Raw genomic sequence first — 24,191 nt, forward strand, 5'->3', positions numbered from 1 at the left:
ATGATGTCACTCAACGGTCATCAGCTTATCGGACAACGCAGCTTCGCCGCTCAGGGCGAGGCGATCCACGCCATCAATCCGGCCACGGGTGAGCGTCTGGAGCCTGCCTATCCGGGTGCCAACGCGAGCACGGTGGAAGAGGCCTGCCAGCTGGCCAGTCAGGCCTTCGATGCCTATCGCGCTACATCGACCGACGCGAGAGCCATCTTCCTCGAGACCATCGCCGAGGAAATCAATGCACTGGGCGATACCCTGACCCAGCGCGCCATGCAGGAGACCGGCCTGCCCGAGGCACGCCTGAACGGTGAACGCGGCCGCACCTGCGGACAGCTCAAGCTGTTTGCCAAGGTACTGCGCCGCGGTGAGTGGCAGGATGTGCGCGTCGACCCTGCGCTGCCGGAGCGTGCGCCCCTGCCGCGTGCCGACCTGCGCCAGCGTCAGATCCCGCTGGGCCCAGTGGCCGTCTTCGGGGCCAGCAACTTCCCGTTGGCCTTCTCGGTGGCCGGTGGCGATACCGCTTCCGCGCTGGCCGCAGGCTGCCCGGTGGTGGTCAAGGGGCACTCGGCTCACCCGGGCACCTCGGAACTGGTCGGCCAGGCCGTGGCGCGCGCCGCCAAGCGTTGCGACATGCCGGAAGGTGTCTTCTCACTACTATTTGGCCCGGGCAATGAGGTCGGCCAGGCGCTGGTCAAGCATCCCGAGATCCAGGCGGTCGGCTTTACCGGATCGCGCAGTGGCGGCACCGCCCTGCTGGCTCTCGCTCAGGCGCGCCCACAGCCGATTCCGGTCTATGCCGAAATGAGCAGCATCAACCCGGTCATCCTGATGCCGGCCGCACTGGAAGCCCGCGGCGAAGCGCTGGGCAGCGCATTCGTCGGCTCGCTCAACATGGGCGCCGGTCAGTTCTGCACCAACCCGGGGCTGGTGCTGGCCGTCAAGGGCGAAGCACTGGAGCGCTTCAAGCAAGCCGCCATTCCCGCCATCAAGGCAAGTCCGGTGCAGACCATGCTGACGCCGGGCATCCACAAGGCTTATGCCGAGGGCGTGGCAAGCCTGTCCTCACAGCCCGGCATCACCTGCCTGGCCAGTGGCGAAAGCGACTCTCCCATCGCTAGCCCCTGCCAGACCCAGCTGTTCAGCACTCAGGCGAGTGACTTCCTGGCTAATGAGGCCATGCAGGCCGAAGTCTTCGGCTCCAGCTCATTGATCATCGAATGCGATGATCTCGCTCAGCTCAAGCAGGTCTGCAGCGCGCTGGAGGGCCAGCTGACCGCAACTCTGCACCTGAATGACGCCGATCACGATGCCGTACGTCAGCTGCTGCCGGTGCTGGAACGTCGCGCTGGACGCATCCTCGTCAATGGCTGGCCGACAGGGGTCGAAGTCTGTGACGCCATGGTCCACGGTGGCCCCTGGCCCGCCACCTCCGACAGTCGCACCACCTCAGTCGGCACCGCCGCGATTCACCGCTTCCTGCGCCCGGTCTGCTATCAGGACCTGCCGGATGCCCTGCTGCCACCGGAGCTCAAGCACGACGCGACCTCCGGCATCAGCCGACTGGTGGATGGAGTGCGGGAGGGGCGAGAAGCTCAATGAAGCACATCGACTGAACTTGGAGTACTTGCAGCAGCTTTCCTACCCAATGACCATCGAATAGATAAATGGAATGTGAGCGGCTGGAGGTGATAAGCCAGCCGCTCTTTCCGAGTGGCAACGCATAAGGGTGACTGTCTTCTATCCGTTACATGAGCTCCAAGCCAACTCGTACCAGCCGTAGCTATGCCAGCCTGAGACTCTATCAGAGCCTATCGTATTTCCCGTTACGGCGAGACAATAGCATCTGGAGTAGTGATACTCTTTCGCTCCAGAGGCCTTCCATAAAGAAAAAACCCCACGCAGTGAAATCTGCATGGGGCTTGAGTATTCATTGCTGTAGCGGTGCGTAATATTTGCAATATTCTGATATTTCAGGAACGTAGCAGGTTAGTGTTCAATCTGCTTCTGCTGCTCATGGCGCCAACGCCAGTAATGAGTTACCAGGCCGCCAACAACAATGTTGTGGATATACAACCCAGTCCACATAGACTCATAGGATTCAAACTGGTTGATGATCATCCAGAAAACGAAGAATATCATTCCAAAGAAAGCCATATCACTTGGCATGACTCCTGCGCGCCAAGCCAACCAGGTCGCACGACCGATCCATATCATTAATGCAGCTATGGCCAGCACACCCAATAGGCCATAGGCTACCCACGTCTCCATGAAGAAATTATGTAGATGGCCATATTTCTTCGCCACTTTTTCAGGAATCCAGGCTGTCTCGCGCATCACAAGACTTTTGCCTTTTGCTCCCCAGCCTGTCAGCGGGCGCTCAGCGATCCATTCGCTTGCCGCGATCCAGCTATTGACCCTGATACCAACGCTGGTATACGGGATTTGGGTCAACTCGCCCTTCAATACTTGGGTTATCACATCACTTTCTTTATTGACACGCTTTTCAAGAGAATCCCCCAAGCCTAGTCCAAACACTACCATCAACAAGGCTAATGCAGCCAAAAACATTGATAGGTATTTCAAGAATTGGCGGACACCACGACGCATTACGACAAAGCCACCCCAGACCGACAACCCTAAGCCAAGTGATACTATAGTACCAATCCAAACTGCCCGCGTTTGACCAACGACAATACCTGCCAGCGCGATAATCAGTGCCATCCCCCATAAGGTAATGCGCACCCCTTGGCGACTCCCCTGCTGGCAGATACGTTTAGAAAATGCTACTAGTCCCAATAACAAGGTACCAAAGAACATTGCGGAATGTTGCGCGTTACGTATACCAAAATCAGCTCTCTCACCGGATAGTCCTGTTATCCAGTTTTCATCATTCGGTGGCGCCAGAAAAAAGGTAGTCAATAAAAAGCCAGTTGCTGCTACACCCCAGAGAAGTAGCGTATTTCGCGTACTACCGCGTAGCCACCAAGCTACGCTGATGAATATGAACAACTTGGCGAGAAGCGCCAGTCGAGGAGATGAATCCATCCACTGCGGGTGGTGTGACAATCCCGCCCACCATGAAATCAACTGCACCGTTACGACTGCCCCAAGCAATAGCAGTACAGGAAGACGGAAACCTTTTCCCCAGATACAAAATGCGATCAAACCAGAAAACGCCAACAAGGTTTCTGCTGGCTTGGCGATATCGCCAGCGGGAATATTGAAAAACGTATACACCATCAATGACGCCACTCCGATGAGCAGCAACCATCCAGGACTTTTCCAACCTGCCCCTTCGTCCCACTTATTTGTAACCATCATGCTCGCTTGCCATCTCCAGACAGGATGAAAAACGATATATTACAACAAAAATATTGTTTTATCGCCTATATTCCAGATTCCCGATGCAGTGAGTTGACGAAATCTTGTGTTCCTTACAGGAAGCCTATCTCGAGGAATGAACTACCAGGCATGGGCTAGACATCAACCTCGGACCAATGCTTCTACCCTTGAAACATATACTTTAGTAAAACCTGAATATCACTTTGATCAGCGCTTCAGTGGTCACTCTCGGCATATATCCCTCCCTGCGCTCGGCTTACTTGAAAGCCCGGTGAGGTCCCGGGACCCTCTGAACCCATCACGTTCAGCCCTTCTGCTCAGACATTCTGCCCTGTCACACCGCCCTCCCCAGCCTTGGCGATCAGCCAATCCCGGAACAGTCGCGCGGAGGCCAAGAGCGGTCGATCGAGATCAAACACGAGATGCTCCGCGAGGCCGGTGATCGCGCGATGATCCGTGACACGAATCAGCTCGCCCTTGGCGATGGCGTCCGCCGCCATGAAGTCCCACGCCAGTCCGATGCCGGCACCTCGCTGGATGGCGGCGAAGGTCAGCGTCAGCTGATTGAAGGTGATGTCTGACTTGGGCGGGCGGTAGCGAATACCGAAATGGGCGAACCAGTGAGACCAGTCCATGCAGTTCCACGAGGAGTCCAGCTGAATCAGCGGGCGCTGGGCCAGCTCTTCCAGCGAAAGTCCCTGCTCCTTGATCACATCCGGGCGCGCCACCGGATAGATATCTTCGTGAATCAGCGGCGTAGCACTCAGCGCTGGCCATTCGCCGTCGCCATAGAGGATCGCGAGATCATGGTCCGGCACCATGCTGGCATCCATCTCGTTGCTGGCATGGATGTGCACGGTAATCTCGGGGTGCTCGGCGCTGAAGCTCAAAAGGCAAGGGAACAGCCAGTACTGGGAGACGGCATGCGTTGCCAGCACGCTGACGGTGTCAGGGTGCTGCAGTGCGCGCAGGCGCTGTCCGGCCATCTCGAGCCCTTGCAGCGCCGGGAAAATGTCCTTTTGGTAGAGCATTCCCGCCTTGGAAAGCGTGACACCACGCGCCTTGCGCACGAACAGCGGCGTGCCAAGTGACGCTTCCAGCGCGCGAATCTGCTTGCTGATGGCGCTCTGGGTCAGGCACAGCTCATCGGCGGCACGGGTGAAGCTTCCCAAGCGACTCACGGACTCGAAGGCTGCAAGTCCCTCCAGTGAGGGAAGATGGCGGAAACGTCCTGCCATGGTGGCTCCCTGTATTTGGAATTGTGTCTGTGTTCGTCATTGCGCTCGCGCGGATGGCTCTAGGCAGCTCTCTCGCCGCACATTCCTTGACGGAATGGCTGGATGCGGCAAAGTCGCTGCTTGATCACAAAGTAACGCATTAGAGTGGCCCCTTGATCAAGACAAGGGCGACTCATCATGAAGAAAGCAATAGTCCATGCTGGCATGGCAGGCGCCCTCTGGGGAGGCGTCATCGTGTTGCCATCACTGCTTGGTGACATCCATCCAGTGGTCATCAGCTGCGCGCGTTTTGGACTCTACGGACTGTTTGCCGCGGCGATAGCGTTACCCCATGCTCGCCGCCTGTCTGCTCGCCTCACTACGCGCGATACCCGCTTGCTGCTGGAGTTGGCGCTGACAGGCAATGTGGCATATTTCATCTTGCTGACGGCGGCCGTCCAATATGCCGGCGTGGCCATCGCGGCATTGATCAACGGGCTGGTGCCGGTGGCGGTGATGTTGATCGGGAGACGCCATATTCAGGCGAGCCGCCTGTCCGTGAGCCTGTCCCTGACGCTGATCGGGGTGGGAATCATCTGCATGAACGTGCCTGTTCTGCTTCGCTTCCTTCAAGGCGCGGGAGAGTGGCGAGACCTGATCGGCGTGCTGTGTGGCTCGCTCGGCGTGATGTCCTGGGCATGGTTCGCGTTGCGCAATGCCCAGCAACTCAAGGCCGGTCGTTTTTCCGCGCGAGAGTGGTCCACCCTGCAAGGCATCGCGACCGGGGTCGTGGCAGTGATGATTCTTGTGCTGGTCGCCGTCTTGCAGCCGCGAATATTGCCGCTGGAGCTCTCGTCTGAGCGCTGGCTGGCCTTCGCTGCCGCAGCCCTGTTCATGTCGGTCGGGGGCTCCTGGATCGCCAATGCCCTGTGGAATTCGTCGGCCCAGCGCCTGCCGGTGTCGGTAGGCGGACAGATGATCGTCTTCGAGACCTGCTGTGCGTTGCTCTACGGATATCTGCTTGCCTGGCAATGGCCGCAGAGCAACGAAATGCTGGGCATGCTGTTGATTCTCGGCGGTGTAATGTGGACGCTGCGCGCCGAGCAGCGTGTGTCCGGCCCTCGAAAGGCTGTGGGTGGCGTACCTGTTACGGGATCAGAGCAGTGAAATACCCCACCTGATGAGGCCTGGCCTGGCCGATGGTCATTCCCCGCACATTTCACTCGCCTATTTCAGACACGCCAAGGCCGCCTCAAAGGGCGGCCTTGGCGTGTCTGGCGGGCAGTCTCCACCACTGCCCTCTCAACCTTATCTCTCAGACATAGCTATCAACCATAGAAGTGCTCGACAAGACTCATGGGAATCGCCGGCACGTAGGTGACCAGCATCAGCACCAGGAAGAGCACGAAGATCATCGGAAGATTGACCTTGGTGGTTTCCCACATGTCCGTCTTGGCGATGGAGCATGAGGTGGCCAGTACCGAGGCCACGGGCGGCGTCTGCTGACCGATGGCCAGATTGAGGGTCAGGATCAGACCGAAGTGGATGGGGTCGATGCCGATCTGCTGGATCAATGGCATCACGATCGGTACCACCAGAATGATGGCAGCGGCACCATGCAGGAACATGCCGAGCAGGAGCAGCAGGATGTTGAGCAACGCCAGCACCGCCACCGGGTCCGTGGTGATCGCGGTGATCTCCTGGGCCAGCTGTTGCGGCAACTGCATCTCGGTCAGGAACAGCCCCAGCACCGCAGATGTGGCGACCAGCAGCATCACGACGGAGGTCTGGATCACGCCATCGATCACCGCGCGGTACAGCACCTGCAGGTTCAGCTCACGATAGACCAGCCCCCCGATCACCAGCGCCGCCAGCACGGCGATGCCCGCGCCTTCGGTGGCGGTCACGAAGCCACCGAAGATACCGCCCAGAATGATGACCGGCAGCGTCAGGGCCCAGAAGGCCTCGCGAAACGCCTTGCCGAGTGTCGACAGCGAGAAGGCAGCCTCACGCGGCATGTTGTACTTGCGGGCGTAGTAGTAGCAGAGCATCGCCAGCCCCAGACCACCCAGAATCCCCGGAATGATGCCGGCGACGAACAGCTTGACGATGGACGTGTCCGCGATGGCCCCGTAGAGAATCATCGACAGCGACGGCGGAATGATGATGGCAAGCGACGCCGAAGACGACGTGATCGCCGCCGAGAACTGCGGCGTGTACTTGCGCTTCTTCATCTCGGGAATCAGCACCGAACCCGTCGCGGCCACATCGGCCACCGCGGAGCCGGAAATCTCGGCGAAGAACAGCGATACCCCGACATTGACCATCGCCAGGCCACCGCGCACGAATCCGACCATGGCCGTGACGAGGTTGATCAGTCGCATGGAGATGCCCGAGGTATTCATCAGCGCGCCGGCCAGAATGAACAGCGGAATTGCGATCAGCGGGAACTTGGTGGCGCCATTGAAGAGCGTCAGTGGCACGTTCACCAGCGCGTCCACGCCCATGAAGATCACCACTCCGACGACCCCGACGGTGCCGATGGCGACCGCAATGGGCACGTTGATCAACACCAGTGCGAACAGCGCCGCGATAATGATCAGTAACGTCATGAACGGTGCTCCTTGAGGTCTTGCTCGGCCAGACGGATGGCTTCCGCGATCTCTTCCTCTTCACTGTTGACGCCTGCACACATCTTGCGCCAGGCATGAGGCAGACTCAGCAGTTCACACAGTATGAAGAGCGCCGCACTGATCGGAATCACCGACTGGGTGACGTCCAGACCGATGGCCGGCAAGGCGATGAGGGAGTCCCAGGCCAGCACGTCAAGCACCTGATAGCCGAACCAGCCCACCACGGCGAAGAACCCGATCACGATTAGCTCAGAGGTAATGAACAGTGCACTGCGCAGTGCGATGGGCGCCTTGGTGATCAGACCAGGGAAGCCCATATGGGATCGCTTCAGAGCCGCCAGGCCAGCGCCATAGAAGCTGAGCCAGGCCAGATTGATCGAGGCGACCTCGTCATACCAGGGCAAGGAGCCCCCGAAGGTACGCAAGGCCACCGCCGCCAACACGATCACCGTCAGCGAGAGCAGCAACCCGACGGTGAACACTTCCAGGCAGCGTTCCACCACCTTGTTGACTCTGTCCAGCAGGGTCACACCAGCCGTGGCCGTCAGTCCTTCCCCACTCTCGGTGGGGAAGGTTGCCTTGGCCGCATGGGAATGCGAGCTCATGACTTACTCCTTGGCCAGTGCCATGGCCCGGTCGACCATCGCCTGACCACCGTCGACCTTGTCGGAGAACGCCTGATAGACCGGCGCACTCGCGGTGACGAAGGCATCCCGATCCACCTCATTGACGGCCATGCCGCCCGCCTTCAGGCTCGCCAGCAGCTTGTCATCCAGTTCTGCCCCCTTGGCGAAGGCCCAGCTCTGGGTCTCGGCGGACACCTCGGCAATCGCGGCCTTCACGTCCTCGGGCATCTTGCCCCAGCCGGCCTGACTGCTGGTCAGCCAGATGGGCGAATAGACATGATTGGAGAGTGACAGGTACTTCTGGACCTCCTGGAACTTGGCGCCATCGATGTTGGACAGCGGGTTCTCCTGGCCATCGACCACCCCGGTCTGGAGTGCCACGAAGACCTCCGAGAAGGCCATCGGTGTCGGATTGGCACCCCACGCCGTGAACATGCCGGTACGCCATTCGCTCTGCGGGGTGCGCAGCTTCAGCCCGTCCAGGTCTTTCGGATCCACCACGGGATGTTCATTGTTGGTGATCTGGCGGAAGCCGTTCTCCCAGGTGGAGACCAGCTTGAGGCCCTTGGCCTTGGCATCCTCGGCCAGGTCCGTCATCACGATCTCGTCATCGATGCGCTTGAGATGCTCGCGATCCTTGACCATGAACGGCATGTCAAATAGTGCAAAGCTTGGCGAGACGGACGACATCACCGAGGAAATCGCGGCCAGATCGACCGTGCCGAGGCGCAGCTTCTGGATCAGCTGGCGCTCATCGCCCAGCTGGCCACTGTGGTAGTACTCGACCTGATGCTCATCCCCGAGTCGTGCCTGCAGGCTATCGGCGAAATGTTGCGCAGTCTGGCCCTGCAGACTGTTGGGGCTACCGCCGATGGCAAACACGATCTTCTCGGCATGCGCAGTGGTGGTACCCAAGGCGGCGGCTAACAGCGTGGCGGCAAGCATGGCTCGCTTCATTGTCGAATCCCTTTGATTGTTCTGTTGTGGGGTATGGACGTATCGGGGCTGGCTTGCCGCTTGATCGCTCCGGACCTGAGTCTGTGTTGGCGAGACTGACTCACGTGCGTGACGTTCATATTCCACTCCCTAAAGTGGACTGCAAACCATACCAGATGAAGCAAAACTTAGTCGCCCACTGCCGCACCGGTCAATCACACCGCAGCAGAAATAGACCTTTGTCTAGCGAAATACGCAACAATCCCCCTTCCCCGGCCTCATCTGGACTGGATGGCAAACCACATACCGACATCATCCGTCTGCTATCGTCAGCAGCGGTGTCTGGCGTTTTTTCAGCTCTGCAAAACCAAAAGCCCCGCCGATTTCCTCGGCGGAGCATGCATGTAGATCAGAGACGCCAACCTCTCGAAAAAGGGCAGAACGGGCGAATGAGGCTGGAGAACCCGGCTTGAGCGCCAGGCAAGAGTGCGGCTGGGCGTCACTCAGCCACGGCGTCACTCAGTCGCGGCGACCCCAGGCCACGGCGTCATGCGGGTGAAGGCTTTCGATATGCCGTACATGCACATGCGCCTCGCCGTCTGAGATCGCCAGGCCATTGATCAACCTGCGTGCGGCGTCTTCAACGAACATCAGATTCTGGCCATTGAGCGCCGCGAAGGCTTGCTCGTCGGCGCGTTTCACGGCCGTCTGGACCGGCGTGGCCACGGCCTGTTCGATGACATCGATCAGCGCGATCAGCCCCAGATCCTGCGCCGTGGGCTTCAGCTCGATCTGGACCTGCGCTTCGCTACGCTGACTGTGGGGCGTGGCCAGAGTGGCGTTATGGGTGAGCCACTCGGCGACCTGCTCAGGCGTCAGTGTGGTGTCATTGCGATGAGCCGCCAGGAATGCCTGCTCGATCAGCTGGCGCGACAGGGCCGCCGAGCACGGACAGGTGGAGGAATACCCCACCGTGACACTGGCCTGCAGCGTGAAGCTGTCCTCGCGCAGACTGGCCTCCAGCGTGACGGGGTAGGACTTCCAGCCAGAGAGTTGCGGTGTGACTAGTGCCGGACGCTTCACCAGCAGCGCGAATTCCAGCCTGACGCGGGTATTGCGCGAGGCGCAGTCGTGATGGCTTGCCACCATCGCGGCGAGCACGTCCTGCAGATTGCCCGGGGTCAGTGGCTCGCCCTCCGCCAGCCCATCCAGCAGGCGGTAAAGGCGCGACATGTGAATGCCCTTGGTATGCGGCATCGGCAGGTCGACCTGCGCATCCACGTGGGCATGCAATTCACGGCGATAATCGCCCTCCTCGATGAGTACAGGCAGATCAATCCCCTGCATGCCCACCCATTCCAGGGGACTCAAGGAGCGCGAGCGCTCGGTCAGGGAAACGTCGGGGAGTATTGCGGTCATTCGTCAGATATCCAAAGCGGCCCTCGTCAGTGACCGCCTCCCTCAGGATGCAGGAAGGCGGCACTGAGCTCAGCCGAAGTGTGGGGTGTATCAGGAGAGGTGAAGAGCAGAGCGCGGACGGCTCGTCGTCAGCGCAGAATCATCCCGCCAGTCGCGAGGAATGATGACCGGTGATCTTCCACTCACCGAGGATCTCCTCGAAGGTGAACAGAAAACGGGCCGGAATCGTGACCGTCTCGTCAGCGGCGCGATATTCGAAGGTGTAGTGCCCTCCAATCACGACGGTACCCAGCTTGCGACTGACTCGGGGTGAGTACTCTCCCAACTCGCAGGCCAGCGCTTCATTGGCGAGAAAGCCATCGAAGTAGGCCTGTCGTTGCTGGCGATTCTCACGCACATCATCGGCGACCGTCGGCACCAGGATCGCGTCCTCTGCATACAGCGAGAGAAGCGTCTCCTTCTCCCCGCGAGTGACGGCAATCGCCCAGCGCTCCAGCGTGCGCGTCGCGGCATTGATGCAGAACTCTGCGTCACGCTCACTCAGCGGTGGCGATGTCGGGTGGGGCATGCGGTGGCTCTCCCTTGAGGATGAGGCTCTTGAGGAAAGACGGGGGCCGACAGCGCCCCCGTCGATTTGTCACGGAGCGATCAGGCGTCGGCACACCGCAGGATGCCCTGTCCCAGGCGCTCGATCAGCTGCGGATACAGCGTCTCGCCCAGCGGCAGCCCCACACCCAGCGGCTCGAAGACGATGGAGGTCTTGACGCCAGTTCCCTCGAAGACGCTCTCGATCAACGCCGGGTTGTACTGTGGCTCTCGGAAGACGCACTGGATGTCGTCCTGCTTGACGCGCGCCTGGATCTCCTTTACGCGGGCCGGGCTGGGGGTGGAGGCATCGCCCAGCGAGATGGCACCAGACGCCGGCACGTCGAAGCGGTGCTCGAAGTACTGATAGGCATCATGGAAGACGATGTAGCGAGTGCCCTGCACCTGAGCCAGACGCGCTGACAGTGACTCGGTCAGCGCCTCGAGCTCCTGCTGCCCCACCTGGGCATTGCTGCGATAGGTCGCCGCGTGCTCCGGGTCCTGTGCTGCCAGTGACTCCGCAATGGCGCCCAGCCAGGTGTGAGCATTCACCGGGTCCAGCCAGCCATGGGGATTCTCGCCGTCATGACCATGCTCGTCGTGATCCGCATGGGCTTCGTGGCCACCATGCTCGTCGTGCTCTTCGCCATGCGCGGAAGAGGCTTCATCAGCGTGATGATGCGCCTCGAAGGTGGGGCCCGAACGATAGGTCAGGTGCAGGGTGCCCGGCACCTCCATCAACTCGACGGCATCGGCCTCCGCGGCCAGCGACGCACGCGCCTTGGCAAGCCAGGGCGTCAGCTCATCACTGACGAAGAACACCACATCCGCATCGGACAGTGCCCTGGCCTCGGAGGGACGCATGGAATAGCCATGCGGTGAAGCGCCTGACTGGATGACCAGATCGGGGCTGCCCAGCTCCCCCATGACACGTGCCACCAGTGAGTGCACCGGGGGGATGTCCACCGGGACCGATGGCACCTCGGCCACTGCCACGGCAGGTGCCAGCATCAGGGGCAGAGAGAGGGAAGGCAGTAACCGATGGCGCATGGCGGTTCTCCAATAGAGGCGATATCGCGGAAGGAAGATCGAAGGCTGCAGTGACCAGACTCAATATGTTATAACATAACATTAATGGTTACTGACCCGTCAACTCTTCAGCGCCAAGAGGTCCCCATGTCGCTGTTATCGATCAAGAATCTGTGTGTCACGCTCGGCAGGCATCGTATCCTCGATGCGATCGATCTCGAGGTTGAGCGCGGCGAAATCGTTACCCTGGTAGGCCCCAATGGCTCAGGCAAGTCCACGTTGCTTCGCAGCATCATCGGGGCGGTGTCCCCGACGAGCGGGCGGATATATCGTCAACAAGGCTGCAGAATTGGCTACGTCCCCCAGCGCCTGAGCCTGGACCCGACACTGCCGATGACGGTGGTGCGTTTCCTGAATCTGCCCCATCGCCATTCGCGCGCGGCGGTGGCAAATGCCCTGGCGCAGGCCGGCATCCCCGGCGTCGAGCAACAGCAGATCGCCGACCTCTCGGGGGGGCAATTCCAGCGTATTCTGCTGGCCCGTGCCCTGATGGATTCGCCCGATATATTGCTGCTCGATGAGGCAACCCAAGGGCTGGATCACCGTGGCATCGCGGACTTCTACCGTCAGATCGATCGCGTCCGCCACACCCTCGGCTGCGGGGTACTGATGGTCAGTCACGAGCTGCATGTGGTGATGCGCGCCTCCGACCGTGTCGTCTGCCTGCATGGCCACGTCTGCTGTCAGGGCACGCCTGAGCGTGTCATGGCCTCACCGGCCTACCAGGATCTGTTCGGGCTCGATACCGCTGATGCCCTGGCCTTCTATCGCCATGAGCATTCACACGATCACTCTGACTCTCGCACCCACTCGCCTGCTTACGCTGCGCCCACCTGTCGGCCCTCATCCGGACCTGCACCCGCGCCTGCAGCCAAGCCTGTGCTCAAGCAAACAGCGCAGCGCCGGGAACCAGCGCTCCAGCTCATTGCACCGAACGCAGAGGGATGTCACTGATGTTGGAGGGACTGATACTGGATGACTTCATGCTCCGCGCCGCCCTGGCCGGGATATTAGTGGCGCTTGCGGCAGCGCCGCTGGGCTGTTTCGTCGTCTGGCGACGCATGGCCTATTTCGGCGACGCCACGGCCCATGCCGCGATCCTCGGCGTGGCGCTGTCGCTCTTGATGTCCACCTCGATTCTGGCCGGCGTGCTCGTCGTCTCGCTGATCATGGCGACACTGGTCACGCTGCTCAGCGGACGCGGCTACGCCATGGACACCCTGCTTGGCGTGATGGCGCACTCCGCACTCGCCTTCGGCCTGGTGGCCGTCTCCTTCCTGCCCGGCGTACGCATTGACCTGATGGCCTATCTGTTCGGCGATATCCTGGCGGTCAGCAAGACAGACCTCGCAATCATCGCCGCAGGTGGCGTGTTGGTCATCGGCCTCATCTACTGGCGCTGGTCGGCGTTGCTCACTGCCACCCTGAATGAGGACCTGGCGCGTGCCAGCGGCATCAACCCGCGACGCGAGCAGCTGGTGCTGACACTGTCGCTGGCCGTGGTGGTCGCGGTTGCATTGAAGGTGGTCGGTGCGCTGTTGATCACCGCACTGCTGATCATCCCGGCGGCCACGGCGCGCCGCTTCTGTCACACCCCGGAGCTGATGGCGATCGCCGCCGCCATCATCGGCGGAGTCTCCACCACCGGCGGACTGCAGGCGGCTTACTGGCTGGATACGCCCACCGGCCCCACCATCGTGTGCCTCGCCACCCTGCTGTTTGCCCTGAGCACTGCAGCGGCACGCATCTCACGCCTTGTCTCTCAGAGGGGCAGCGAAGCGTCTGCTCGAGGGTGACCTGGTGCATGCCCGCACAGAGGCCCGATGGGTGCTGCACGATAGCTAGCGTTGTTCATCAGTCATCAGCTTGCGCAGCAGACAGGCAAGCTGATGTTGCTCATCGCTGTCCAGCGCACTCGCCATCCGGTGCTGATTCTCGACATGCGCTTCCAGAGTGGAGTCGATCAGATGACGCCCTGCTTCCGTCAGCGCGACGCGATTGCTGCGCCGATCCTCATCACTGGCCTGGCGCTGCAACAACCCTCGCTTCACCAGCTGATCTATCCGCGTGCTCATGGCACCGGAAGAGAGCATCAACGTCTGATACAGCTGAGTCGGGGTCAATGGCGCCTGTGAACGTCGTAGCGTCGCCAGGATGTCGAACTCGACAGTCGACAGGCCCTCCTTCTCGAATACCTGCTCCATCCTCGAGCCAAACACGCGACTTGCCCGGCTGATACGCCCGAATATGCCCATCGGCCGGCAATCCAGATCGGGGCGAGCCTTCTCCCACTGCGCAAGAATGCGATCCACAGCATCTGTCATCATGAAACCTCCCAGTTATCTTTCCAAAAAGATACTTTAATGACGACGGCTTTGCGAGTACTCTCACACCTATCTTTTTAGAAAGATACTTTAAGGAGAGACAAATATGCCATCTTCACACCTGAAGGTTCTCGCCATGACCGCCACGGCCCCGGTCATATGGGGAAGTACTTACCTGGTGACACAGACCCTTCTCCCTGCCGACACCCCACTCACCGCAGCCACCATTCGCGCCCTTCCCGCGGGACTGCTGATTCTGCTCTGGACTCGACAGACCTTGTCGGGAGGGGGGTGGGTGAAGGCCATGGTGCTGGGCACTCTCAATATCGGACTCTTCTTTACCTGCCTGTTTGCCGCTGCCTACCGCATCCCCGGCAGCATGGCCGCCTTACTGCTGGCAAGTCAGTCGGTGTGGGTTCTACTGCTGAGCCGCTGGTGGCTGGGGACAGGCTTCAGCATGACAGCCGCAATGCAGTGTGGACTGGGCATGGTCGGAGTGGTGCTGCTGCTCAATCCCGGTCAAGGTGGGCTGGACATGACAGGGGTCGGGATCGCGCTGCTCGGTGCTGTCTCGATGGCCGCCGGCATCGTACTCAGCAAGCGCTGGCAACGTCCGCCCGACGTCAGTCAATTGAGCCTGACGGGCTGGCAATTGATCTTCGGCGGACTGCTGTTGCTGCCCCTGGCCGCCTGGTCGGAAGGTATTCCGACCAATCTCGAGCCGCAACATCTGCTGGGCTATGGCTACCTGATCCTGCCGGGTGGAGTGCTCGGCTATGGCCTCTGGTTTGCCGGCATCCAGCGATTGCCCGCCTTCTCCGCATCACTGCTGGGTATCTTCAGCCCGCTGACGGCAACGGTGCTGGGTTTTGTGTGGATGGGCGAGTCGTTCGGGCCCCTTCAATGGCTTGGCACTTTCTGCATCGCTTCTGCCCTGACATTTCCCCTCTGGGTATCGCTCAAGCGACGTAGCGCTCAGCCAAGCCGTCATGAGTTGACTCGATGACCCATCGGGGGAAACCCGACGTGCATGGGCAGCCGGCCTTTAACGGGAAGGCCATCTCTGCAAGTAACGTAGAAACAGAACACCCCACTGATTGCGGATCAGTGGGGTGTCTTGGCGAATGTCAGCAGATCAGGAACTCAGGTGCCGCTGCTCATTCCCAGGCGGGGAACGGGTCCGGCAGGTCACGCCAAGCTTCCTTGCCCGCCAGCAGCGTGGCGTCATCGAGCAGGCACTCGTCCAGCGCCTGGCGGATACGGGCTTCATCCAGGTTCTGACCGATGAATACCAGCTCCTGGCGCATGTCGCCGAACGGCTCCTGCCATTTTTCCCGGATCGACTCCAGATACTCGGGGTCTTCTGGCCATTCGACCTCCGGCACTGCCTTCCAGAACATGCCGCCGAACCCGTAGTGCGCGATGCCACCGGCCTGGTTCCACTGTCCGGCAAACTGCGGCCGCGTGGCCAGCCAGAAGAAGCCCTTGGAGCGCAGCAGCTTGCCGCCGAACCAGTCTCCGTGGAGCAGCTGGTGGAATTTCTCGGGATGGAACGGCACGCGCGCATGATAGGAGAAGCTCGAGATGCCATATTCCTCGGTCTCCGGCACGTGCTCGCCGCGCATCTCCTTCAGCCAGCCCGGTGCCTGTTGCGCGCGATCGAAGCTGAAGCGGCCAGTGTCCAGCACCTTGTTAAGCGGCACGGCGCCCTTCGTCATGGGCAGAATCTCGGCCTCTGGGTTGAGCGAGCGCAGCACCGCGCTCAGCTCGGCAAGCTTTGGGGCATCGAGCAAATCCGTCTTGCTGATCAACAGCACATCACAGAATTCGATCTGATCGACCAGCAGATCCGCGACATTGCGCTCATCGTCCTCACCGAGGCTTTCCCCCGCTTCCGCCAGCGACTGCGCCTCGCGATACTGGATGAGAAAGTTGGCGCCATCCACGACGGTAACCATGGTGTCGAGACGCGCGACACTGGAGAGGCACTGGCCGTCCTCGTCCTCGAAGGTGAAGGTTTCCGCCACCGGCAGCGGCTCGGAAATGCCGGTGGATTCGATCACCAGGCAATCGAAGCGCCCTTCCTCGGCCAGTCGCCGTACCTCGATGAGCAGGTCCTCACGTAGCGTGCAGCAGATGCAGCCATTGCTCATCTCGACCAGCTGCTCCTCGGCACGATTGAGCGCCACCTCGTTGTCCGCACCGGGCGCGCCACGCACCATGGCGGCATCGATGTTGACCTCGCTCATGTCATTGACGATCACCGCCACCCGGCGCCCTTCGCGGTTGGCGAGGATGTGATTGAGCAGCGTCGTCTTGCCAGCACCCAGAAAGCCGGACAGCACGGTCACTGGCAGGGGTTGAGACAGGGGCACTTGTGGGTAATTCATCAGGCGGTACCTCGATAGGATAGGGTCTTGGCCACGTCTCTTGCGCGTGAAGGCATCCTTGCCGGCGCAGGGTCTGGATCAGGGCTTGGGGCAGGGTCAGGTAAGCGCCTGGACGTGGGGACCTCTGGATTCTCGATCATCAAACATACCAAATGATACGTTATAACATAATTATGGTCAGCCACTTTTTGTCGCTGACGCCGAACGACGCATGTTTGACATCGAAAACCTCAATAGCTTCCGACAAGCTCTTCTTATGACATACAGACTGCAGGAGTGCGGCCGTCAGGCCGTTGCAGATTGCCTTCCCAGAAGCACGAAGCCCGATAGCGTAGGAGGGACTTGCGAACAACAGCGCAAGTCACAGGCGCCACAGCGTCGACGCCCCACACTATTGATCAATCGAGGTGCTTCATGACCATCCCATTGGCATACCGGTATTCACCCAGGCGTGAAAACGCCCCGTGCTGGGGTACGCCCTCTGGCTTCGATGGATTGACATCATCAGGAGGTGAGCATGTCGCTTGAAAAGGAACCGGGTCGTTTACCGAGCGAAGTCACACCATGGCTCGGCAAGGAGCAGAGCCATGAGCTGACAGACAACATGCAATTGTCACGCGCCGCGAGACGATTACTGGCTGACAGCATGGCAAAGAACACCATCCTGGCATTTCGATCAGATATCCGGGGCTTCATGAAAGCCGGCTACTCACTCCCCGCTACTGCCCAGCAAGTCGCCAATTATCTGGCGGAGATGCATACCAAAGGCCGCAAGCCTGCCACGATTTCCCGTCACGCCAGCTCGCTGGGCACCTGGCATGTTTACATGCAGCTGCCCTCTCCCACCCTGAGCCTGGAAGTGAAAGGCGTATTGAAGGGGATTCATCGCAAGAGTGATGGACGGCAACGTCAAGCGCCCGCATTGCGACTCCATCATTTGCGACAGCTGTTGAAGGCTCTGGACCTTGATGCTCCACGAGATCTACGTGATGCCAGCATGTTCTGTCTGTGCTTCTACGGGGCGTTTCGCGCAAGCGAGGTCGTCGCGCTCTACAGAGAGGATATCGAATGGCGTGATGGCGGTATCGTGATCACGTTGCGCCACAGCAAAACCAATCAAAGCGGACGGATCGAACAGAAGATGCTTCCCCGTAATCCTGCGGGGGGGCGTTGCTGCCCAGTGACGTTACTGGAGGCTTGGCTTGCATGGAGCGGCATTCGTCGAGGCGCACTGTACCGATCCATCGATCAGGCAGATCGAGTGGGGGCCGGCAGAATGCACCCCGTCACGTTCGGCAATCTACTCAAGAAGGCGTTACAGCGCGCCAACCTCACTGCAGAGAAGTTTACCACCCACAGCTTTCGTGCCGGCTTCATCACCGAAGCGCATCTCCGTGGCAAGAGCGACCAACAGATAAAGCGCATCAGCGGGCATCGTGACCAAAAAACCTTCGAACGCTACATCCGCATGGCGGATGACATGCATGACCCGGGCAATGACATCTTTTGATAGCTCGTACCCTGAAAGGCGCTGCCAAGGACGGCAGCACTTCCAGTGGGGCCGATGAGATGATATTTATCCTACTATAAGGATGAGATAATTAATAAGACGCAAGGGAGAGCTCATGACCGATACCTACACGCCCCTGCCTGAGGCTGAGTTTTCCCTCTCAGGCAAGATACGGAATCTTTCACGACGCTCTCTTGGCGATCTCATCTCCCTTCCGCCTCCACGCAAAGGCAAGGCCCCTTCATACAAGGGCCTGCTGCTCAGTCACCTACCCATCGTGCTTGTCGGTGCCCAGGGCCACACCGAGCTGCTCACCCATGGCATGCTCCTGCGACAACTCAGGGGGTCATCTCTCGAGAACTTCCAATCCCTCAAGGTGTTTGAGGTGGACCGTGAAGGTCTCACCCACGAGGAGCTGGAGGTGTTGCGCTATCTGTCAGAGGTGCTACCTCAGGAGCTTTTCAACACCTCACACGTGATGGAAGCCCGTGCATTCATCAAGCAGCTCAATGAGAAGCCTGGGCTGGAAGAGAAGTTGGCCCGTATCGTGTTCGGGTTATCGAAACCCACCCTGGATATCAAGAGTCTCATGATCCTGACCCAGGGCCGCTGGGCGAAGAGCACACTGCAACGTGCCCACAGTCCCAAAGGCCAGCGGAGTCTCGACGATGATCGCGGAGCTTCAGAGCCACTCTCCCCCGAGACAAACAAGGACAACGAGGCACAAAAAGCGGCGCAAACATCAGTGCCCCTCACTCCCCCAGCGCCCAAGGCGATTCCATCCGCTCGGTGGCAAGCAGCCTCGGGCCCCGCCACAGACACCACGCGGCCAGCCCTCTCACGGACTCGCCAGTCGCATGTGCCCCAAAGAAAAAGCGATCTGCTTGACGGCCTGCCGGATGCGTCCGAGAGCCCCTCGTCATGATGCATGACCTTCCCGAAAGCAAGACATGGCTCCCCGAAACCATCCTTCATCAGTGGGAAGATCAACTAGATGACCTGGTATTGTCAGCTTCGGAGGAAACGCGCTTATGGCCGTTTCTTCACTGTAATCTTCCCCCGTGCAGTCAGGCGGATCTCTGGATATCCGCCCATATTCAAGCAGCGGATGACAACGATCCTGAATTGCTCGACCTCATCAACAAACTCCTGAGGGTGCTCCCTCTTGCGCCGGGGCCTTCACAGGCGATTCGTCAGAGCCACCCACTGCATAGTCAGCTGACCTTTCCCGATAAATTCGCTCCCTCCTCCATGGTGCGAGCCGATATCGCAAACCAGGCAATACAGATCGCGCGCCATGGCACGGCCTCAACACACTCTTTCGAACTCTTGTCAGGCAGTGGCGAGCCGTCCCCTATCGAGCACAATCGCCGATTGATTCGTCTTGCCTTGCGCGACATGGCCGGCTACCACTCGGGGCCTTCTGTCGATTGCAGTCTCTATTACCAGCATTTATCAACCCTACATATCGCTTTGAAGTCCATGCTGTCACTTTGGAAGCACCCGATCGCGTGGCATCGTTCTGCCAATCTCTCGTTACTCAGCGCCTGGAAACACATCCCGTGGCTGAAAAACGGCGAACCAAGGCTGCATGACCAATTGCAGCAGGCCCAGGAACTGCTCTCCGGTTACCTACCCATCGGGACTCGTCGCGCGCGCTACGCGAAGCGACTCCCGCAACGCTCCGTCTTTTTTCATGACTCATTCAAGCGCGACTTTTCATCGGTTGCCTCCAGTCCTGAACTACCGGAGACACTCGGTACCGCACGACCCTCGGACGGAGACGAGGACGATGACACCAGTCTCGAACCAGACAAGATCTCGCATCCGCAAGAAGAAGAGGAAGCGCCCTTCCATCACAAGGGAGACACCCTGTTGACACCGGAAGATTGCAGGGTGATCGCTCGCAGACGTCAGCAAACCTCTATCGCGCAGAGCCTGGGAAGTCTGTCGAATTTCGCCACGACTCAGGGGCAGATCCGAAGAATACTGACATTACCTCTGCCGCCTGATGCCAGACTGCTGGTGCAGCTTGTCCTCGCAACAGGTATTGCCCCGGAACGTCTCAGTCAGCTCCGTGTAACGGACGTCGAGCAGGAGGCACTGCTCTGCACTACGCCGGTGTCGCGGACTCAATCACTGCAGTGGGTCCCCGAAAGCAGCACACTCTACGTCCCTGTCATTCATGCACCGTCAAAAAGCCCACCCCTGCCTCTGCGACTACCGGACGTCCTCGCGATACCCCTCAATCAATTGAGCGAAGCGACAACTCAGCCTCTGACCAAGAGCCTGACACGGCTCAACCGTCAGCTGAGGCAACACATGGCAACGAACACTGGCACGACTCCCACGGCTCAGCGCGTGGCCAGAGCCGCACGTCATCACCTTCTCGGCATGGCGAAGACCGATGTCGAAGCGGAGTGGCTTCACGGGGAGCTCAGCCTGAAAACATCAGCCCCTGCCGCTTACCGCAAGATGTCCCTACGTGAGCTGCAGCGTCTCATGAACACGTCGCTGGCGTGGTGGGGGATCGCGACACCGATGAAAGCGACCGTGCCTCCCAGGAAGGCACACGCCATCACGGCCTTGGGCTCGAGCGTGACACTTTCGCTCCACACTGCCAGGGAGGCATTGAAGGGCTTGCATGATCTGGTCCAAGAGGGTCTTTCCAACTTTCCCATTGCTGCCCGTGGGATATCCCCTTCTCCTGAGGACTGCTCGGCCTTGATCGGGCTCAACAGTGCGCTGTGCTGCTACATACTCATGGGAGTCCAGCTGACGGCAGGACTTCGTCCGCCAGGCGCCACTACGCAAATGTCTCGGCGTGGACGTCTGCTGTGGGTCGCTGACAAGGATTCGGGCCTCTACAGAGAAAGCCGAGTCATCCCGTTGCCTCTGCCGGTTTGCCAGAATCTCGATACCCTGCAGGCATGGCAGGCCTCCTGGCGGCAGCACTGGCCACGTAATGGCGGGGCCTGGCTGTCATGGCCTGAAGACGAACAGGCACTGGCCATGTGGTGGTCAAGACGCCAGGCCAGCCTCAATCTGACCGCAAAGCCTTGCCAGCAGACTCACATCCGAGGCTGGATCAGCACACATCATCAAGCGCCGTCACTGACAGCCGCGTCACGCAGTGCACTCGCCACCCTGCTGGCACTTCCCGATAACGCACCACGTCATTTCGTCGCCCAGACACTCGATGGGCGAATGCAAGCGAACACGCTGGACATGCTGCTGGGCCATGTCAAAAGCGGCCAGCAGCGCCACGCCCCCTATGCCAGCAACATCTGCCTACCGCCGGAGATGCAACGCCTCTTGGGGGAGTTGTCCGATGAGTTGCGAATCAAGGTGATACCTCTCAAGGATTTGCCATGAGCAGAGATGGGAAATTTTACCTTGCACCTGCAAGGGAGACGTCAGGAACCGGATCACTGGCCAAACTCGACCCTGACTTGCACCTCAAGCTCATGAGCACCCACCACATGCAAGAGCTCTGGTCGCGCTGGGAGGAGCGCCGACTTGATCGAGTCAAAGGCAAGCAACGCCAGCAAAGCCTGCATCTGCTGTACTGGATCGAGCGTCACGCCAAGCGCCAACCGGCCAACGATATGCCGGCAGAGGCCGGAAGCATGATGCTGTACCTTAACCATACGCAAGCCAAGGCCATGGTCACGGAACTGATTCGATGGAGAAAGGTGCATCATCGCCAACCGATAAGGCATCGGGAAGCTTACCGAGTCATCAGCCGCTTCCTGGAGGAAGTCAACCAAAGCCCTGGAGTCGTGGCGATGCTGCCACAGTGGCCCACACAGGCCCGGCGCAAAAGCGTGCTGCCAATGGAAGCCAAAGCTCTGGACCGCGCAACCAGGGTCTTGCCAATCATCCGCGCGCTACGTCAACCCAGGACTGGCTTCGCGCTGTTACGCGCTGCCGTAGAGCTCGGTGTGCGTGCCGGGTTAGGCCAACAGGTGATTCTGGTCACATTGGCCTGCCTGACGCGTCGTCACTTCGAGAGCGACCGCAACGCCCCCAATGAGTGGGTCTGGATCCCCGCTCACGCGGCACCGCCGCCGGTCATGTCGCCTCACCTGACAGCCTACCGTCTGCCATTGGAGTCGACACTGACGACTGCGCTCAAGACATTGAGAGCCAGAAAGCCCACCACCGCCAGGGACGAATGGTTATTGGCCGAGAGGCCAGAAGACCAGTTCCTCTCAATTCCCGAACGGATTCGCATCGTCAAGGGTCGCATGAGACAGGAGCTGGCCTCCCTGATCACCACGTTGCCCATGACAACCGAGGAACGCCGCACGCTTAAGCTGACCACCTTGCTGAGCGCATTGCCTCATGCCGCAGTACTGGGAGGGTTGCCCGGCTACTGGGTCAGCCAGTTCAGTCGCTATCCGATTCCCTACAGCAGCGCGCATGGGCTTTATGAGCCCCATTCCTACTTCGCTCGGCTCGAGGCTCCACCGGTCAGCACAGTCATGGCGTCTGATTCCGGCAACCATCAGCAGGAATCTGTGGCGGATGACGACACGATGAGCGCCATGGATCTTTTCGCGACCAAGGCATCAGAAACGAACGCTTCCCCCCACTCAACCGTACTGACACAACCTCCGGGGCAGCGCTTGATGACCCAGGATTCCTGGCCAATCGACTGGCTTCCGTCGGCAAGGCGCATCCTCAAGCAATGGATCGGGGTCATTTCCTCTGATCATCTTCGCAAGACAAGTGACGATAGGGTCAAGAAGCGTCTGGAGGCGCTGCTACTCGAGACACGCAGACGCCTCACAAGACTCATGGGCATCCGCCATAGCTACCCGGTCATGGTGCTCTATTGGCTGCATGATCTGCGCGTGACTCGCATGCTGCGCGTCAGTTCACTGCACACCTATCTTTCTCGCAGCTTGCCGATGGCGATGGCGGATTACACCTTGTCGATCGACATTCAGGAGTGGGACAACGACAGTGCCCAGGAAATGTGCTGGTGCGTGCCACGCGATATGGGTTGGTCTGCCAGCACGACACACAGCTTTCTTGGCAATATGGGGCAGCTCATCCGCTTCATGCACAGCATGGGAGTATTGCTGGACGTGGAGCCGCCGATATCAGGCAATCACAAGACCCCCAGCGCCAAACGAATTCATTTCGCCACCCTGAGACAGATGGAAAAGGTACGTACCCATCTTCTCGCAGTACCCGATGCAACACCTGATGCCACCATGCAGTGGCTCAGCATCGCGCTGGGCTTCCACGGGGGGATGCGCGCCAGCGAGGTCTGCGCCATGACGCTACGGGACATTCGCATCGAATGTCCTCAGGGCACCTTTTCGCTCGAGCAGTGGTTGGAGGACCACTGCCCGGCCGAGCCCACAAAGGCGCTACCTGATACGGGATGCTCACCTCCCTCACCACATGAGAGAGATACCCTGCACGTGAAGTTGCGTGAATTTCTGAAGTCATTGCCGGAGATTGAGTGTCGCGTTTATATTCACGCCGGAAAGACGCCTTCAGCGCGGCGCGTGCTTCCCCTGCACCTTCTGACATTCTTCGGCGATATTGAAATGTTGGCAGCATGGTGGGTATATCGACGGCGATGCTTCCCCTCGACAGCCCTCTCTGATATCGCGCTGTTCGGCCCGAGCGAGAGTTGTCAGGCATTCAATCATGCCGGCCTGATCGCTCCGGCAATCGACACCATGCGAAGTGTGCTGGGGAGTGCCATCGATTTTCACTCGTTGCGCCATGCAGCGGTCAGTTGGTGGCTGATTCGTCTTGAGGCGGCGCAGAACCGTGACATACTCGACGACTTGCAGGAGCACGGCTCTTGGGGACTGCAAAAAGCGCCCCTGAAACGCTTTCTGAAGGGGGTTCGAGGCTATGCCGGACAGGACAGTCAGGATCGCGGCATGTTGTTGTATCAACTTGCCGTCTGGATCGGCCACCGCACCCCGGAACAGACATTGACGCACTATGCCCATAGTCTGGAATACCTGCACCGGCAGGCCATGCGGCGCGCCAGTGAGTACACCCAGGCGATCACACCCTGGGTAGCCCCAATAACATGAGGTGCCAGGGCCTGACTCAACGCCTCTCCAAGCACCCCCAACAGGCAACCGC

19 protein-coding genes are annotated in these 24,191 nt (G+C 59.8%); 9 read left to right on the plus strand and 10 right to left on the minus strand.

Translation table 11 applies throughout. The features are described from left to right. Positions 1 to 3: 3 nt before the first annotated feature. Entirely contained in the window at positions 4 to 1,596 is a 1,593-nt protein-coding gene (locus tag LCW13_RS11030) for an aldehyde dehydrogenase (NADP(+)) (RefSeq protein ID WP_176678395.1), read from the plus strand. A gap of 387 nt (positions 1,597 to 1,983) precedes the next feature. On the opposite strand, the gene LCW13_RS11035 is transcribed toward LCW13_RS11030, so the two are convergent. Together LCW13_RS11035 and LCW13_RS11040 are read right to left on the minus strand one after the other, a co-directional pair. Then, positions 1,984 to 3,318 carry an O-antigen ligase family protein gene (locus LCW13_RS11035; RefSeq protein ID WP_225346892.1) on the minus strand — a complete coding sequence of 445 codons (1,335 nt, stop codon included), beginning with the start codon at positions 3,316 to 3,318 and terminating at the stop codon, positions 1,984 to 1,986. A gap of 338 nt (positions 3,319 to 3,656) precedes the next feature. Further along, positions 3,657 to 4,577, minus strand: a complete 921-nt coding sequence (locus LCW13_RS11040) for a LysR substrate-binding domain-containing protein (RefSeq protein ID WP_176677368.1) — start codon at positions 4,575 to 4,577, stop codon at positions 3,657 to 3,659. Between the two features lie 177 nt (positions 4,578 to 4,754). Here LCW13_RS11040 and LCW13_RS11045 point away from each other — a divergent pair, with 177 nt between their 5' ends. Further along, positions 4,755 to 5,723, plus strand: a complete 969-nt coding sequence (locus LCW13_RS11045; protein ID WP_176677369.1) for a DMT family transporter — start codon at positions 4,755 to 4,757, stop codon at positions 5,721 to 5,723. 161 nt (positions 5,724 to 5,884) lie between these two features. Here the strand turns inward: LCW13_RS11045 and LCW13_RS11050 are convergent, their stop codons facing one another. From LCW13_RS11050 to LCW13_RS11075, 6 genes are all read right to left on the minus strand, one after another. Then, positions 5,885 to 7,168 (minus strand): TRAP transporter large permease, encoded by a 1,284-nt coding sequence (locus LCW13_RS11050; RefSeq protein ID WP_176677370.1) that lies wholly within the window; start codon positions 7,166 to 7,168, stop codon positions 5,885 to 5,887. Then, the gene (locus LCW13_RS11055) at positions 7,165 to 7,794 is read right to left on the minus strand and encodes a TRAP transporter small permease (RefSeq protein ID WP_176677371.1); all 630 of its coding nucleotides are present in this window, start codon (positions 7,792 to 7,794) and stop codon (positions 7,165 to 7,167) included. Before LCW13_RS11055 ends, LCW13_RS11050 begins: the two co-directional genes overlap by 4 nt. A 3-nt stretch (positions 7,795 to 7,797) precedes the next feature. Further along, positions 7,798 to 8,772 (minus strand): TRAP transporter substrate-binding protein, encoded by a 975-nt coding sequence (locus LCW13_RS11060; RefSeq protein WP_176677372.1) that lies wholly within the window; start codon positions 8,770 to 8,772, stop codon positions 7,798 to 7,800. Between the two features lie 498 nt (positions 8,773 to 9,270). After that, positions 9,271 to 10,170, minus strand: a complete 900-nt coding sequence (gene folE2 / locus LCW13_RS11065; protein ID WP_176677373.1) for a GTP cyclohydrolase FolE2 — start codon at positions 10,168 to 10,170, stop codon at positions 9,271 to 9,273. A gap of 139 nt (positions 10,171 to 10,309) precedes the next feature. Then, the gene (locus LCW13_RS11070; RefSeq protein ID WP_176677374.1) at positions 10,310 to 10,738 is read right to left on the minus strand and encodes a DUF4440 domain-containing protein; all 429 of its coding nucleotides are present in this window, start codon (positions 10,736 to 10,738) and stop codon (positions 10,310 to 10,312) included. An 80-nt stretch (positions 10,739 to 10,818) separates the two neighbouring features. Next, positions 10,819 to 11,805 carry a zinc ABC transporter substrate-binding protein gene (locus LCW13_RS11075; RefSeq protein WP_176677375.1) on the minus strand — a complete coding sequence of 329 codons (987 nt, stop codon included), beginning with the start codon at positions 11,803 to 11,805 and terminating at the stop codon, positions 10,819 to 10,821. Between the two features lie 126 nt (positions 11,806 to 11,931). Between LCW13_RS11075 and LCW13_RS11080 the strand changes: the two genes are divergently transcribed. Together LCW13_RS11080 and LCW13_RS11085 are read left to right on the plus strand one after the other, a co-directional pair. Beyond that, positions 11,932 to 12,798 carry a metal ABC transporter ATP-binding protein gene (locus LCW13_RS11080; RefSeq protein WP_176677376.1) on the plus strand — a complete coding sequence of 289 codons (867 nt, stop codon included), beginning with the start codon at positions 11,932 to 11,934 and terminating at the stop codon, positions 12,796 to 12,798. Beyond that, positions 12,798 to 13,640 carry a metal ABC transporter permease gene (locus LCW13_RS11085; protein ID WP_176677377.1) on the plus strand — a complete coding sequence of 281 codons (843 nt, stop codon included), beginning with the start codon at positions 12,798 to 12,800 and terminating at the stop codon, positions 13,638 to 13,640. The genes LCW13_RS11080 and LCW13_RS11085 overlap by 1 nt, the downstream gene beginning before the upstream one ends. 45 nt (positions 13,641 to 13,685) lie before the next feature. Here LCW13_RS11085 and LCW13_RS11090 read toward each other — a convergent pair whose 3' ends face one another. Further along, on the minus strand, positions 13,686 to 14,171 hold the full coding sequence (locus LCW13_RS11090) for a MarR family winged helix-turn-helix transcriptional regulator (RefSeq protein ID WP_176677378.1): 486 nt from the start codon (positions 14,169 to 14,171) through the stop codon (positions 13,686 to 13,688). A 103-nt stretch (positions 14,172 to 14,274) separates the two neighbouring features. Between LCW13_RS11090 and LCW13_RS11095 the strand changes: the two genes are divergently transcribed. After that, positions 14,275 to 15,174: an EamA family transporter gene (locus LCW13_RS11095; RefSeq protein ID WP_176677379.1), complete on the plus strand. Its 900-nt coding sequence runs from the start codon at positions 14,275 to 14,277 to the stop codon at positions 15,172 to 15,174. A gap of 151 nt (positions 15,175 to 15,325) precedes the next feature. Here the strand turns inward: LCW13_RS11095 and zigA are convergent, their stop codons facing one another. After that, positions 15,326 to 16,558: a zinc metallochaperone GTPase ZigA gene (zigA, locus tag LCW13_RS11100; protein ID WP_176677380.1), complete on the minus strand. Its 1,233-nt coding sequence runs from the start codon at positions 16,556 to 16,558 to the stop codon at positions 15,326 to 15,328. A gap of 517 nt (positions 16,559 to 17,075) precedes the next feature. On the opposite strand from zigA, the gene LCW13_RS11105 reads away from it, so the two are divergent. The 4 genes from LCW13_RS11105 (at position 17,076) to LCW13_RS11120 (ending at position 24,139) form a co-directional block, all read left to right on the plus strand. Then, the gene (locus tag LCW13_RS11105) at positions 17,076 to 18,068 is read left to right on the plus strand and encodes a site-specific integrase (protein ID WP_225346893.1); all 993 of its coding nucleotides are present in this window, start codon (positions 17,076 to 17,078) and stop codon (positions 18,066 to 18,068) included. A gap of 115 nt (positions 18,069 to 18,183) precedes the next feature. Next, positions 18,184 to 18,993, plus strand: coding sequence for a hypothetical protein (locus tag LCW13_RS11110; RefSeq protein WP_225346894.1), 810 nt, complete (start codon positions 18,184 to 18,186; stop codon positions 18,991 to 18,993). Beyond that, the gene (locus LCW13_RS11115) at positions 18,990 to 21,443 is read left to right on the plus strand and encodes a hypothetical protein (protein ID WP_225346895.1); all 2,454 of its coding nucleotides are present in this window, start codon (positions 18,990 to 18,992) and stop codon (positions 21,441 to 21,443) included. The genes LCW13_RS11110 and LCW13_RS11115 overlap by 4 nt, the downstream gene beginning before the upstream one ends. Continuing rightward, positions 21,440 to 24,139 carry a site-specific integrase gene (locus LCW13_RS11120; RefSeq protein WP_225346896.1) on the plus strand — a complete coding sequence of 900 codons (2,700 nt, stop codon included), beginning with the start codon at positions 21,440 to 21,442 and terminating at the stop codon, positions 24,137 to 24,139. Before LCW13_RS11115 ends, LCW13_RS11120 begins: the two co-directional genes overlap by 4 nt. Positions 24,140 to 24,191: the final 52 nt, after the last annotated feature.

Source organism: Cobetia amphilecti (genome assembly GCF_020217465.1).
GTDB lineage: Bacteria > Pseudomonadota > Gammaproteobacteria > Pseudomonadales > Halomonadaceae > Cobetia > Cobetia amphilecti.